At 63.5% G+C, this 13,663-nt stretch carries 16 protein-coding genes; 11 read left to right on the top strand and 5 right to left on the bottom strand.

Annotated features, from left to right (window positions below; genetic code table 11):
• Positions 1 to 96 precede the first annotated feature (96 nt).
• From flgB to J6497_RS25370, 9 genes are all read left to right on the top strand, one after another.
• On the top strand, positions 97 to 507 hold the full coding sequence (gene flgB, locus J6497_RS25410) for a flagellar basal body rod protein FlgB (RefSeq protein WP_225707017.1): 411 nt from the start codon (positions 97 to 99) through the stop codon (positions 505 to 507).
• Positions 508 to 530: 23 nt separating this feature from the next.
• Positions 531 to 956 (top strand): flagellar basal body rod protein FlgC, encoded by a 426-nt coding sequence (gene flgC / locus J6497_RS25405; RefSeq protein WP_225707016.1) that lies wholly within the window; start codon positions 531 to 533, stop codon positions 954 to 956.
• Between the two features lie 20 nt (positions 957 to 976).
• Entirely contained in the window at positions 977 to 1,285 is a 309-nt protein-coding gene (gene fliE / locus J6497_RS25400) for a flagellar hook-basal body complex protein FliE (protein ID WP_130583339.1), read from the top strand.
• 135 nt (positions 1,286 to 1,420) lie between these two features.
• Positions 1,421 to 1,684 carry a flagellar biosynthesis protein FliQ gene (gene fliQ / locus J6497_RS25395; RefSeq protein WP_225119795.1) on the top strand — a complete coding sequence of 88 codons (264 nt, stop codon included), beginning with the start codon at positions 1,421 to 1,423 and terminating at the stop codon, positions 1,682 to 1,684.
• A 17-nt stretch (positions 1,685 to 1,701) separates the two neighbouring features.
• Entirely contained in the window at positions 1,702 to 2,472 is a 771-nt protein-coding gene (fliR, locus tag J6497_RS25390) for a flagellar biosynthetic protein FliR (protein WP_225707015.1), read from the top strand.
• 9 nt (positions 2,473 to 2,481) lie between these two features.
• A complete protein-coding gene (flhB, locus tag J6497_RS25385) occupies positions 2,482 to 3,549 on the top strand; it encodes a flagellar biosynthesis protein FlhB (protein ID WP_225707014.1) in 1,068 nt (355 codons plus the stop codon).
• A gap of 242 nt (positions 3,550 to 3,791) precedes the next feature.
• On the top strand, positions 3,792 to 6,356 hold the full coding sequence (gene cckA / locus J6497_RS25380; RefSeq protein ID WP_225707013.1) for a cell cycle histidine kinase CckA: 2,565 nt from the start codon (positions 3,792 to 3,794) through the stop codon (positions 6,354 to 6,356).
• A gap of 238 nt (positions 6,357 to 6,594) precedes the next feature.
• The gene (locus J6497_RS25375) at positions 6,595 to 7,560 is read left to right on the top strand and encodes a Tim44 domain-containing protein (RefSeq protein WP_225707012.1); all 966 of its coding nucleotides are present in this window, start codon (positions 6,595 to 6,597) and stop codon (positions 7,558 to 7,560) included.
• 141 nt (positions 7,561 to 7,701) lie between these two features.
• Positions 7,702 to 8,379, top strand: coding sequence for a lectin (locus tag J6497_RS25370; RefSeq protein WP_225707011.1), 678 nt, complete (start codon positions 7,702 to 7,704; stop codon positions 8,377 to 8,379).
• Positions 8,380 to 8,411: 32 nt separating this feature from the next.
• Here the strand turns inward: J6497_RS25370 and J6497_RS25365 are convergent, their stop codons facing one another.
• Positions 8,412 to 8,807 (bottom strand): DUF3606 domain-containing protein, encoded by a 396-nt coding sequence (locus J6497_RS25365; protein ID WP_225707010.1) that lies wholly within the window; start codon positions 8,805 to 8,807, stop codon positions 8,412 to 8,414.
• Positions 8,808 to 8,961: 154 nt separating this feature from the next.
• Between J6497_RS25365 and J6497_RS25360 the strand changes: the two genes are divergently transcribed.
• Positions 8,962 to 9,681, top strand: coding sequence for a glutathione S-transferase (locus J6497_RS25360; RefSeq protein WP_225707009.1), 720 nt, complete (start codon positions 8,962 to 8,964; stop codon positions 9,679 to 9,681).
• Positions 9,682 to 9,774: 93 nt separating this feature from the next.
• Here the strand turns inward: J6497_RS25360 and J6497_RS25355 are convergent, their stop codons facing one another.
• A complete protein-coding gene (locus tag J6497_RS25355; RefSeq protein WP_225707008.1) occupies positions 9,775 to 10,134 on the bottom strand; it encodes a GFA family protein in 360 nt (119 codons plus the stop codon).
• Positions 10,135 to 10,216: 82 nt separating this feature from the next.
• Positions 10,217 to 10,648, bottom strand: a complete 432-nt coding sequence (locus J6497_RS25350) for a hypothetical protein (protein WP_225707051.1) — start codon at positions 10,646 to 10,648, stop codon at positions 10,217 to 10,219.
• 253 nt (positions 10,649 to 10,901) lie between these two features.
• Here J6497_RS25350 and J6497_RS25345 point away from each other — a divergent pair, with 253 nt between their 5' ends.
• A complete protein-coding gene (locus tag J6497_RS25345) occupies positions 10,902 to 12,572 on the top strand; it encodes a fumarate hydratase (protein ID WP_225707007.1) in 1,671 nt (556 codons plus the stop codon).
• 134 nt (positions 12,573 to 12,706) lie between these two features.
• Here the strand turns inward: J6497_RS25345 and J6497_RS25340 are convergent, their stop codons facing one another.
• Both J6497_RS25340 and J6497_RS25335 read right to left on the bottom strand, forming a co-directional pair.
• Entirely contained in the window at positions 12,707 to 13,003 is a 297-nt protein-coding gene (locus tag J6497_RS25340) for a hypothetical protein (RefSeq protein WP_225707006.1), read from the bottom strand.
• Positions 13,004 to 13,094: 91 nt separating this feature from the next.
• Complete coding sequence (locus J6497_RS25335; protein ID WP_225707005.1) at positions 13,095 to 13,649, bottom strand: inner membrane-spanning protein YciB; 555 nt, start codon at positions 13,647 to 13,649, stop codon at positions 13,095 to 13,097.
• Between the last annotated feature and the right edge of the window lie 14 nt (positions 13,650 to 13,663).

The raw sequence follows: 13,663 nt of genomic DNA, 5'->3' as shown, positions 1-13,663 counted from the left end.
ACGACCTGCCGGAACAATTTAACCAGCCGTTAACCATACACCGGGCAAATTCTGCCTACCTCGGGGACGGCCCCAGAGGTTAACGGGGGCGCGGCGATGTCCATCAACGATCTACCGATCCTGTCGGCGCTGCGCACCAAGATGCAGTGGCACCAGGAGCGCCAGCGGGTGCTTGCCGAGAACGTCTCCAACTCGGACACGCCGAACTTCAAGCCGCGCGACCTCGTCGAACCGACGTTCGACCGCAATGGCGCGCCGGTCGGCGGATCGATGGGCGCACTGCCGATGATGCGCACCAGCACCGGCCATATCGCGGCATCCGGTGCACCGGAGAATTTCGACCATGACGGCGGCAAGAGCGGCTTCATGACCAGGCCCGCCGGCAACGCCGTCAACCTGGAAGAGCAGATGCTGAAGGTCTCCGCCAACCAGATGGACTATGCGGCGGTGACCTCGCTCTACAGCCGCGGCCTTGGGCTGATCAAAACCGCAATCGGCAAGCGCTGACGGATTTTTGGGGAGAAGGGATCATGGCCGACAATGGAAGCGATTTCGCCCGCTCGATGGCGATTGCCACTTCCGGCCTGCGCGCGCAGGCCGGGCGCATGCGGGTGATCTCGGAAAATATCGCCAACGCCGATTCGACGGCACAAAACGCGGGCGGCGATCCCTACCGCCGCAAGGTGCCGACCTTCTCCTCCGCGCTCGACCGCACGCTGGACGCCAAGGTGGTGACGCTCGGCAGGGTCCGGCCGGATCAATCGGCGTTCCGCGTCAAATACGAGCCGAGCAATCCGGCGGCGGATGCAACCGGCAACGTGAAATATCCCAACGTCAATCCGCTGGTCGAAATGACCGACATGCGCGACGCCCAGCGATCATATGAGGCGAACCTCAACATCATCAGCGCGACGCGGCGGATGATCCAGCGCACGCTCGATATCCTCAGGTCCTAAAGAACAGGAAGCGATCAATCATGGCTACACCGACAGTCGCCGCCAACGCCTATGCCAGCCTCGCCCGCATGATGGAGCGGGGCGGCGCCGAGAAGGGCGGCGAGACCGCAGGCCCTTCGTTCGGCGCGCTGGTGAAGGAAGCCATCGGCAGCGTGATGGACGCGGGCCGCAAGTCCGACGCCCAGACCGTGGCGATGACCGCGGGCCGGGCCAATGTGATGGACGTGGTGACGGCGGTCGCGGAGACCGATGTCGCGGTCTCGACCCTGGTGTCGGTGCGGGACCGGGTGATCCAGTCGTATGAAGACATCATGAAGATGCCAATTTGATTGGGGGGCGAATGGGGAGTGGCGAATAGCGAATAGGACGAGGGGGCTCTGATCCATTCGCTATTCGCCACTCGCGAGCCCAGGACTCCTTCGCCAACTCAGGAATGGCGCAAGTAACCGAAAGCGAGAACGACAATGACCGGTGCTGAAACCCTCGACGTGGCGCGCGATGCGATCTGGACTATCGTGGTGGTGTCGTCACCCCTGATGGTCGTCGGCCTCGTGGTCGGCGTGATCGTGTCGCTGTTCCAGGCGCTGACGCAGATCCAGGAGCAGACGCTGATCTACGTGCCGAAGATCCTCGCGATCTTCGTGACGCTGCTGCTCGCGCTGCCGTTCATGGCCGATTCGATGCACGCCCACATGATGCGGATATCGTCGCGAATCATCGGCGGTTGATGCACTGTGCATGAACTATGCGCATCGACATATCCCTGCTGCCGGCACTCGCCGCGACCTTCGTGCTGGTGTTCGCCCGCATGGGGGCGATGGTGATGCTGCTGCCGGGATTCGGCGAGAGCAATATCCCGGTCCGGGTCAAGCTTGGGATCGCGCTCTTGCTGACGCTGATCATCCTGCCGCTGCACCGCGCTGAATACCATGTCGACGTGACGTCGGTGACGTCGCTGATGGTGCTGATGGTGCACGAGATCGTCATCGGCATCGTGCTTGGTGCGACCGCGCGGGTGACGCTGTCGGCGCTGGCGGTCGCGGGCTCGGTGATCGCCCAGCAACTCGGGCTTGGCTTCGTCACCGCGATCGATCCGACGCAGGGCCAGCAAGGCCAGTTGATCGGCAACTTCCTCACCATCCTCGGCATGGCGCTGCTGTTTGCGACCGACACCCATCACCTGGTGATCGCGGCGCTGAACGAGAGCTACAAGATCTTCTCGCCGGGCGCGCTGATGCCGACCGGCGACGTGGCGGCGCTGGCGACTCGCGCCTTCGCGGAGGCGTTCAAGATCGGACTGCAGCTATCGGCGCCGTTTTTGGTGTTCGGTCTCGTCTTCAATATCGGGCTTGGCGTGCTGGCGCGGTTGATGCCGCAGATGCAGGTCTATTTCGTCGGCGTGCCGCTCTCGATCCTCGCCGGGTTCCTGATCCTCGCCGTGGTGATCGCGGCGATGATGGGGACCTATCTCGATTACTTCATCGGCGTCATGCACCAGTTGACGCCGCTGAAATAGGGAGCCGCGATGGCCGAGGATACCGACGACAAAACAGAAGACCCCACGCAAAAGCGCCTCGATGACGCGCTCGAAAAGGGCGACGTCGCCAAGAGCCAGGAGGTCAACACCTGGTTCGTGATCGCCGGCGGCACGCTGGTGCTGTCGACCTTCTCGAATTCGACGGGGGTCGGCATCCTGACGCCGCTGCGCAACCTGATCGCCAATTCCTGGATGATCAGGACCGACGGCCCGGGGCTGTTGTCGCTGACGCAGACGCTGGGGATCGCTGTCATCGCGGCCGTCGGCATTCCGCTGCTGATGCTGATGCTGGCGGCGATCGCCGGCAACATGATCCAGCACCGGCTGGTGTGGTCGGCGGAGCAGCTAAAACCCAAATTCAACAAGATCTCGCCCGGCGCCGGCTTCAAGCGGATTTTCGGCAAGCAGGCGGCGGCGAATTTCCTCAAGGGCATTTTCAAGCTGGTCGCGCTCGGCGCGGTCATGATGGCGGTGCTGTGGCCCGAGCGGCACCGGCTGGAATCGCTGCTCCAGATCGACGTGGCCTCGATTCTCCCCGTCACCACCAGCCTGACCGTGCACCTGATGGGCGCGGTGGTGGCTATGCTCGCCGCAGTCGCGATCGCCGACTATTTCTTCCAGTACCGGCAATGGTACGAGCGGCAGAAGATGTCGCTGCAGGAGATGAAGGAGGAGTTCAAGCAGTCGGAAGGCGATCCACACATCAAGGGGCGCATCCGCCAGTTGCGGATGCAGCGCATGAAGAAGCGCATGATGGCGGCGGTTCCCCAGGCCAGCGTGGTCATCACCAACCCGACCCACTATTCGGTGGCGCTCCGCTACGACCGCAGCATGCAGGCGCCTGTCTGCGTCGCCAAGGGCGTCGATATCATCGCCTTCAAGATCAGGGAGATCGCCAAGGATCACGACATCCCGATCGTCGAGAACGTGCCGTTGGCCCGCGCGCTCTATGCAACCGTCGACATCGACGAGGAAATTCCGGTCGAACACTACCACGCGGTCGCCGAAATCATCGGCTACGTCATGGGCCTGAAGCGGCGCGGGCTTTCGGGATAACGGATACAAAGCATGATCCGGAAAAGTGGAAACCGGTTTTCCGAAAAGATCATGCTCAAACAAAGGGATGAGATCATGATCCGTCTAATCGGATCATGATCTAGAATGGAACGAAACCGGCCTGAGATGGGCTTAACCTGGGAAATGGCGGCCTGATGGACTTGCGCTCCAAGCTCCGATTGAGGCACTCAGGAGGGCGGGCGAATCTGCACGCCTTCACCGCCGACGGGCAGTTTCCTTCAATGACCGCCGAGACCGATCACAACCAAGCTGCCGAGCCGTTCGCGGCCCACGAACCGGCGCGGCGGAGCGGCAGCATCGTCCTGGTGCTGTTGGTGGCGGCCGGGCTCGTCGCGGTGGCGGTCGCGCTGATGACCATCGGCCGGGCCCAGGCGCAGCCTTATATCCTCGGTGTGCTGGCGCTGCTCGCCATGGTCGGGCTGTTCAGCCTGTTCGCCTTTGCCGCCGGGATCGTCCGTTTTTCCGACCGTTCCACCGACGATCCGGTGATGGGCCGGATCGCCAATCACGCCTATGACGGGCTGGCGGTCACGGATTCGCACGGGCACGTGGTCTATTCCAACGCCGCCTATCTCGCGCTGACGGGGGCCTCCAGCCCGCAGGAGGTCCGGCCGGTCGAGCGCGTCTTTATCGGCAATCCGGATGTGTCCGAGGCCGTGTTCCGCCTGCTCAAGGCCGCGCGCGAAGGCAAGCGGCAGCAGGAGGAGGTCCGGATCGCCGGCCATGACGGGCTGCATGGACGGTGGCTCAGGCTGCGGGTGCGTCCGCTTGGCCAGAACAAGCGCGAACAGAAATACGCGGTGTGGTCGATCGCCGACATCACCCGCGACCGCGAGCGCCAGGAGGACGTCTTCAAGGAATTGCAGCACGCGATAGAATATCTCGATCACGCTCCTTGCGGCTTCTTCTCGGTGACGCCGTCAGGCGAGATCGCCTATGTCAACGCGACGCTCGCGAACTGGCTCGATTACGATCTCGCCGAGATCGGCTCGGGCGGCCTGAGGCTCACCGACATCGTCTCCGGCGACGGCGCCGCGCTGCTCACCTCGATCGTGCCGGCGCCGGGCGAGGTGAAGACGGAAGTGTTCGACATCGATCTGCGCAGGCGCAGCGGCAAGCCCGTGCCGGTGCGGCTTTATCACAAGCTCGCCTTCGGTGCCGACGGCGCGGCCGGCGCCTCGCGCACGCTTGTCATCAGCCGCGCCCGCGACGAGCATTCCGATCCCGAGCGCGCCGCCGAAGTGCGCTTCATGCGCTTCTTCGACCACACGCCGATGGCGATCGCGACCGTCGACCGCGGCGGCAATGTCGTGCGGGCCAATGCGCGCTACGCCAAGCTCGCGCAAGGCCTGAATGCGGAAGGCACTGCCGCCAAGTCGATCTTCCGCGCGGTCAATCCGCGCGACCGCAGCCTGGTGATCGCGGCGATCAACCAGGCCGCCGACGGCAGGGGCGACATCGCGCCGGTCGAGGTCATGCTCGACGGCGCCAAGGAACGCTGGGCGCAGTTCTTCGTCACCGCGGTGGAGGAGGACGAGCGCGACGCCGAGGCCGCGATCGTCTACATGCTCGAGACCACCGAGCGGCGCACGCTGGAGAACCAGATCAACCAGTCGCAGAAGATGGACATGGTCGGCCAATTGGCCGGCGGCATCGCGCACGATTTCAACAACGTACTCTCGGCCATCATGATGGCGAACGATTTCCTGTTGAATGCGCACAAGCCGACCGATCCGTCGTTCCAGGACATCATGCAGATCAAGCAGAACGCGACCCGCGCGGCGACGCTGGTGCGGCAACTGCTTGCCTTCTCGCGCCGCCAGACGCTGCGGCCGCAGGTGCTCGACCTCGGCGACGCATTGAGCGACCTGACCATGCTGCTGCGCCGGCTGATCGGCGAGAAGGTGAAGCTCGACCTCGTGCACGGGCGCGACCTCTGGCCGGTGAAAGTCGACGTCTCCCAGTTCGAGCAGGTGATCGTCAACCTTGCCGTCAATGCGCGCGACGCAATGCCTGATGGCGGCAAGCTGATCATCAAGACGGGGAATGTGGCGGCGGAGGAAGCTGGCCAACTGTCCTACAAGGGTCTGCCGGCGGCGGACTATGTCCGGATCGACATCACCGATACCGGCACCGGCATTCCGCTTGAGATCATCGACAAGATCTTCGAGCCGTTCTTCTCGACCAAGGAGGTCGGCAAAGGGACCGGGCTTGGCTTGTCGACGGTCTATGGCATCGTCAAGCAGACCGGCGGATTTGTGTACGTCGATTCGACGCCCGGCGAGGGCACCACCTTCCGCATCTTCCTGCCGCGCCACCGGCCCGAGCAGGAAGTCGCGCCGGAGCCGCAGCCGACCAACGGCGCGGCCAAGGAGACAGCAGCCGAGCCGCCGAAACCAAAACCCGACCTGACCGGGCAGGGCACCATCCTTTTGGTCGAGGACGAGGATGGCCTGCGTTCGCTGAACGCCCGCGGGCTGCGCTCGCGCGGCTACAGCGTGATCGAGGCGTCCAACGGCATCGAAGCGATGGAAGCTCTCGACGAGAAGAACGGTGCGATCGACCTCGTTGTCTCCGACGTCGTGATGCCCGAGATGGACGGCCCGACGCTGCTGAAGGAGATGCGCAGCCGCAATCCGGACCTGAAGATCATCTTCGTCTCCGGCTATGCTGAGGATGCGTTCGAGAAGAGCCTGCCCGAGAACCAGCAGTTCGCCTTCCTGCCAAAACCCTTCACGCTGACGCAGCTCGTCGCCGCCGTGAAGGAGACGATGGCGCTGCAATAGGCCCCGTCATTGCGAGCGAAGCGAAGCAATCCATTTCACCACTTGCGGAGGCATGGATTGCTTCGCTTCGCTCGCAATGACGGCCAAGGAACCCGCAAAAACCCGGGAAAAGAGGGGCTGTTGTCACATCCCCGCGACTGACGGCCGCAGTCGTGGTTCCTTTTCCCGCTTCCCTTTTGGGCAGCCATGCCCATCTTAATGTTACTTTCCCCATTTCGGGGACTCCAAGGAAACACACATGAATTTCACGCAAAATACGCGCGGAATTGTTCGGGCCATCGCCATCGCGATCGCGCTGGCGCTGCCCCTGTCAGCCATCACCATTTCTGTGGCCGACGCCCGTGCCGGCGGCGGGTTCGGCTCGGGGTCTCGCGGCTCGCGGAGCTTCGCCCCGCCGCCCAGCACCAACACGGCGCCGGGCATGACGCAACCGTTCAACCGAACCTACAGCCAGCCAGGCAACAGCATCGGTTCGCCGGCCGCGAAATCGGGCGGCTTGTTCAACCGCGGCGGCATGGGCCGCGGCCTGCTCGGCGGTCTCGCCGCGGGCTTTCTCGGCGCCGGCCTGTTCGGCCTGCTGTTCGGTGGCGGCCTGTTCTCCGGTCTCGGCGGTCTGTCGTCGATCCTCGGCCTGTTGCTGCAGATCGGCCTGATCGTGCTGGTGGTGCGGCTGGCGATGTCGTGGTGGCGGCGCCGCCAGACACCGGCGGCTGCCTATGCCGGCGGACCCGCAACCGGCGTCGGCCCGCAGCCGAACTATCGCTCGGGCATGGGCTTCGGTCTTGGTTCGGCCAACGCGCCGCTTGAGATCCAGGCGGCCGATTATGAGGCTTTCGAACGCCTGCTCGGCGAGGTCCAGACCGCATGGTCGAACGAGGACGTCGCCAAGCTGCACACGCTCGCGACGCCTGAGATGGTCTCCTACTTCTCGAAAGACCTGGAGGAGAACAAGGCCCGCAACGTCGTCAACAAGGTGACGAATGTGAAGCTGCTGCAGGGCGACGTTGCCGAGGCCTGGCGCGAGGGCGAGTCCGATTACGCCACCGTGGCGATGCGGTTCTCGCTGGTCGACCAGATGCTCGACCGCACCACCGGCCGGACGGTCGGCGGCGGCGAGCAGCCGCAGGAAGCCACGGAGATCTGGACCTTCGTGCGCCGGCGCGGCAATGACTGGGAACTCTCGGCGATCCAGCAGACGAACTGATCGCCGCCGGATGCAACATCAAGGCGCTGCGGTTCATTCCGCAGCGCCTTTTGCTTTGCGCGGTTTTCGCGGGCGTTGTTCCGGAATAAGGGCCGCTGCCACGGGTTGATGTCAGATGCCAAAAACAATCGGGAGGACGAAATGAAGATTCGTGCCAGCATCATTGCGCCGACGTATTTGGCGCTTGCCGCTTTCGCGGCGCAACCGGCACAGGCGCAGTCGGCCAACGCCAGCTTCTTCCTGACCAGCAACGGCATCGGCAACGGCGGCAATCTCGGTGGGCTTGCGGGCGCCGACAATCACTGCCAGACGTTGGCGCAGGCGGCGGGCTTTGGCGCGCCAAAAACCTGGCACGCCTACCTCTCGACGCAGGCGGCCGACGGCCAGTCAACCGTGAATGCGCGCGATCGCATCGGCAAAGGGCCGTGGCAGAATGTGAAGGGGGTCGTGATCGCCAAGGATGTCGCCGACCTCCACAGCGCCGGCAACAATCTCACCAAGCAGACCGCGCTTTCTGAAAAAGGCGAGGTCATCAACGGCCGCGGCGACACGCCGAACCGCCACGACGTGCTGACCGGCTCGCAAGCGGACGGCACGGCGTTTGCCGCTGGCGAGGATCGCGCCTGCAAGAACTGGACGAGCAGCACGCAGGGCGCCGCCATGGTCGGCCATTCCGACCGCATAGGCCTGCGCGACGACGAGCCGTCGAAATCCTGGAACTCGTCGCATCCTTCGCGCGGCCCCGACGGCGGCTGCTCGCAGGCCGACCTCAGGAGCACCGGCGGTGACGGCTTGCTGTACTGCTTCGCCGTGAACTGAACTTGGGCCGATCCCGGCCGCCGGCCGAACGCTCAGGCGGCCTTCTTCTTGGCGACTTTCTTCTTCGCCACCTTCTTCTTGGGAGCTGTTTTCTTCTTCGCGACGTAGGCCGCGACTTTGTTCGATGAATGGCCAACGGCGGCGACGGCGGCCTTCAACCTGGCCGGCGTGATCTTGAGCTTGTTGGACCAGTAGCGCACTTCGTAGGGCTCGCTGACCGCAATCCGCGATCGGTCCGCGGCACGATGTTTCTGCTCCTTGAAGTAGGCTTCCACCTTCTTGGCGGAATGTCCGACTTTCTTGACGGCGTATTTCAGCTTGGCGGGCGTGATCTTGAACTTCTTCGACCAATAGGCGACCTCATAAGCCTCGCCCAACGCGATCCATGCTCGATCGCTGCCGCTGCGTTTCTTCTTGCTATCCGCCATCACATTCTCCTGTCCGACCGGGAATCGGATGTTCCAAGACCGGAACAGGCTAACATCGTCGCTGGCTTTCGAACAATTGCGATCACGCGGCGACGGAGCACCGACCACAGGAGTGTGTTATTGCCGTGAGCCTGTTCCAGGGAGGCACGCATCGATGCGCTATCAGCTCTATTACTGGCCCGATATCCAGGGCCGCGGCGAATATGTGCGGCTCGCGCTGGAGGATGCGGGTGCTGATTATGACGATGTTGCGCGCGGCGCGGGCGGCACTAGCGCGATGATGGCGATGATGGAAGCGGGCAAGGGCACGCCGCCCTTCGCGCCACCGTTCCTCAAGGCCGGCAAGCTCGTCATCGGGCAGACCGCCAACATCCTGTTCTTCCTCGGCGCGCGCCATGGCCTGGCGCCGAAGGCGGAAGCGGCACGGCTTTGGGTGCATCAAATGCAGCTCACGATCGCCGATCTCGTGCTGGAAGTTCACGACACCCATCATCCGCTCGGGCTGACGCTCTATTACGAGGACCAGAAGGCGCCGGCAAAGAAGCGCACCGCGGAATTCTGGAAGGAGCGCGTGCCGAAATATCTCGGCTACTTCGAGGAGATCGTGGCGGCGAATGGCGGCGCTTACGTCACCGGCCGCCGCCTGACCTATGTCGATCTGTCGCTGTTCCAGATCGTGGAGGGCCTGCGCTATGCCTTCCCGAAGCATATGCAGGCCTTTGAGGAGAACGTTCCCCGCCTGATCGAATTGCGCAACCGCGTCGCCGAGCGGCCGAACATCAAGACGTATCTGGCAAGCGAGCGGCGGATTCCGTTCAACGAGCAGGGGATTTTCCGCCGGTACAAGGAGCTGGATGCCTCGCACCAATCGTAGGATGGGTAGAGCGCAGCGAAACCCATCAAACTGCGAGCGCCGTGTTGACGGAGGATGGGTTTCGCTGCGCTCTACCCATCCTACGGCGCTGCCTTATAGATTCTTCCCATCGAACGGCGTCATCGCGAGCTTCGACAGTTCGATGCCGTCGATGCAGCTCACGTTAACCGCCACCACATCGCTGCCATCGGGCTTTTTGCCGTAGGCAAACACCTCGGCGCCGCAGTCGATGCAGAATTGATGGCGAATGGCGTGCTTGTTGAAGAGGTATTCCTTCAAATTCTCCTCGCCGGCACGGAGCTGAAAACTCCTCGGCGGCAGGAAAGTGAAATGCAGGCCCTTCTTGGTGCAGATCGAGCAGTTGCAATTGGTCACCATGGCGAGATCGCTGGTGCATTCGAAACGCACCTGTCCGCAATGGCAGCCGCCGGTATAGGTCTTGCTGTCAGGCATCGTCTTCCTCCCACATCCGGAGAGGAGACGATAGCGCAGCGGCGCGGCGCAGTCAGCAGGCCCGGGCACGCGGAAGCGTGCGTTACTCGTCCTTGCCGCGCGTGATCGCAATCGACGCCTCGGTCTTGGAGCGCGTGCACTCCATGTTGAGGCGGCGAAAGCGCATGCTGACCTTGTCGCCGCGCAAAATGCCCATGCGCTTCAGGCAGCGCGTGGCGCCGGTCGTGGTGTCGTCCTTCGGCACGGTGAAGATGATCGCCGCCGCCGAGCTGACCAGCTGATAGAATTCCGGCTTAGGCTTCCGGTCGCCCTTGGCAAAGAGCTCGATCGAGTAGTTCTTGCCGCGGCAGCCGAGCGACAATTCCCTGGTCGCGGGATGGGAGAGATAGACGACGTTGGCGGCCTTGAAGTTGACCTTGAGGCCGTCGATCTGGCTGGCGAGCTGCTTGGCGATGTCATCGCACTGGTCGGCGTGTGCTGGCGAGGCGGCGAGGGCGGCGAAAAGCCCGATCATCGCGATGAACGCCGCGCCTCGAAGGCGCGATACGAATGTTCTGGTCACGGACGCCCCCTGCCGGCACGGAAAAACACGCCGGTTCATGCAGCGTCCAACCGGTTGCGTCAATATGCAGGGGCTAGCCCTGCGCGAGACCACAGGTGTCCGGGTCACTGCCCAGCGCTCCCACGACTTCCTTTTGCGGTAAAAATGCTTAGAACGGCTCTAGATGCCGGGCTGACGTTCCCGGCCCCAACCTGAGATCACGCCCATGAACGCCCCCACCGCCTTCCCCGACCAGTCCAAGCCTGTTCCGCCCTATAAGCATACGCCGCTGTTCCCGCTGGGGCAGGACACAACGCCGTACAAGAAGATCACGGCGGAGGGCGTGCGGGTCGAGAAGGTGCTGGGACGGGAGATGCTGGTGGTGTCGCGCGAGGCGCTGCGGGCGCTGTCGGAGGCGGCGTTCGGTGACATCAACCATTACCTGCGTCCGGGGCACCTGAAGCAGCTTCGCGGCATCCTCGAGGACAAGGAGGCCAGCGACAACGACAAGTTCGTTGCCTTCGACTTCCTCAAGAACGCCAATATCGCCGCCGGCGGCGTGCTGCCGATGTGCCAGGATACGGGCACCGCGATCATCATGGGCAAGAAGGGCTGCAACGTCATCACCGATGGCGATGACGAGGCGGCGCTGTCGGAGGGCGCACGCGACGCTTATCTCCGCCGCAATTTGCGCTATTCGCAGGTGGCGCCGCTGTCGATGTATGAGGAGAAGAACACCGCCAACAACATGCCGGCGCAGTGCGAGATCTACGCCGAGGGTGGCTCTTCAGAAATAGACTCGGCCTACAAGTTCATGTTCATGGCCAAGGGCGGCGGCAGCGCCAACAAGAGCTTCCTGTTCCAGGCGACGCCGTCGGTGTTGACCAAGGATCGGCTGCTCGCGTTCCTGAAGGAGAAGATCCTGACGCTCGGCACCGCGGCGTGCCCGCCCTATCACCTGGCGATCGTGATCGGCGGCACCTCGGCCGAACTCTGCATGAAGACTGTGAAGCTCGCTTCCGCCCGCTATCTCGACGCGCTGCCGACGCACGGCTCGGCCGACGGCAACGCATTCCGCGATCTGGAGATGGAGCAGGAAATCCATAAGATGACGCAGTCACTCGGGGTCGGCGCGCAGTTCGGCGGCAAGTATTTCTGCCACGACGTGCGCGTGATCCGGCTGCCGCGCCACGGCGCCTCATTGCCGATCGGGCTTGGCGTGTCCTGTTCGGCGGACCGCCAGGTGCTCGGCAAGATCACCAAGGACGGCGTCTATCTGGAAGAGCTTGAGCATAATCCGGCGCAGTATTTGCCGCAGGTCGAGCAGTCGCTCGGCGGCGAGGTCGTCAAGATCGATCTCAACCAGCCGATGAAGGACATCCTGGCGACGCTCTCAAAGCACCCGATCAAGACGCGCGTCTCCATGACGGGCACCATGATCGTCGCGCGCGATGCGGCGCATGCCAAGCTGCGCGAGCGGCTGGACCGCGGCGAGCCGCTGCCGGACTACTTCAAGAACCATCCGGTCTATTATGCCGGTCCCGCCAAGACGCCGGAGGGCTATGCGTCCGGCGCGTTCGGTCCGACCACGGCCGGGCGCATGGATTCCTTCGTCGACCAGTTCCAGGCCGCCGGCGGCTCAATGGTGATGGTGGCGAAGGGCAACCGCGCACCGGCGGTGCGCGAAGCCTGCAAGAAGCACGGCGGCTTCTATCTCGGCTCGATCGGCGGCGCTGCAGCAAACCTCGCCGAGCACTGCATCAAGAAGGTCGAGGTGGTCGAATATCCCGAGCTCGGCATGGAAGCGATCTGGCGCATCGAGGTCGTGGATTTCCCGGCCTTCATCATCATCGATGACAAGGGCAACGACTTCTTCAAGGAATTGAATCTGGGCTGAGGTAGCGCAGCCTCACGATGTGTCATGGCCGGGCTTGACCCGGCCATCCATCGTTCAAAGGAGAGGGATACGCGGGTCAAGCCCGCGTATGACGATTGAGTTTGCTGCAAATGCGGCGCCCATGGCGGCGCTGCTTACGCCCTCGTCCCCGTGAACGGGAAGCTGCCCATCGGGCCGATGCCCATTTCGCCGGCGATGCTGTCACCCGTCACTTTTCCGGTGAACTCGAGCGTGAGCGGCATCGGGTTGGTGATGGAAACCTTCCAGGCAACGTCGTCGCCATTGGCGGTGCCGTCGAAAATCTCGGCCGAATTGTCTTCGGCACCCTGCGTGCCCGTGAGCGTGCCGGCCGAGTTCTTCAGCGACAGCGTCGCCTGACGCTCACCCATCGGCGTGCTCATGGTGAGATTCCAGATTCCGTCCACCGCCATGCCTGTCTCCCCGAGGTTAAAGGTGAAGCTGGACGGCCATATAACCCATCTCGTCGCGCAAGCCCAACGCTCTATTTTCGGCCTGCGATAATTAAGCGCGGGCGGCGGCGCGCAGCCGGCTCGTCACGATGATGCGGAAGAGCATGTATTGGATCGCGAAGGCTGCGATCTTCAAGCCGGCGGCGACCGCCGTCACATAGGTCGCCCACAGCTTGATGTCGCCGGTCGTGGCCACCGCGATGGTGCCGGCGCCGATCGCAAACATCAGTGCCGCCCAGGCATAGCCGGCGGCCGTCACATATTCCGGGATCGTCTCGGCCACCCGCGGCGGCATGTAGCGCAGCATCCAGCCACGCCTCAGCATGATCGCGCCGATCGCGAAATGCGCGATCGACGGCTTTGCCAGCACAAAGCGCGGGTCGTTGGTGAGCAGGGTTGCACTGCCGAGCACAATCACCAGCCCAAGGCTCGCCCAGGTCATGAAGCCGAGCGTCTCGCCCTTGATGCGAGAATGCACCACCTGCGCGATCGCGCCGGCGATCGCGACCCCGGTCGCGACCAAGACGCTGTCGGTGGCGAAATAGACCGCCACAAACACGATGGTCGAGAAGAAATCGCTGGCGAGCCTGGCGAAGACGTCTTTCATCGTGATTGTTCCCC

It is taken from the genome of Bradyrhizobium cenepequi, from assembly GCF_020329485.1.
Classification (GTDB): Bacteria; Pseudomonadota; Alphaproteobacteria; order Rhizobiales; family Xanthobacteraceae; genus Bradyrhizobium; species Bradyrhizobium cenepequi.
This window is presented reverse-complemented; position numbering and strand designations above follow the sequence as displayed.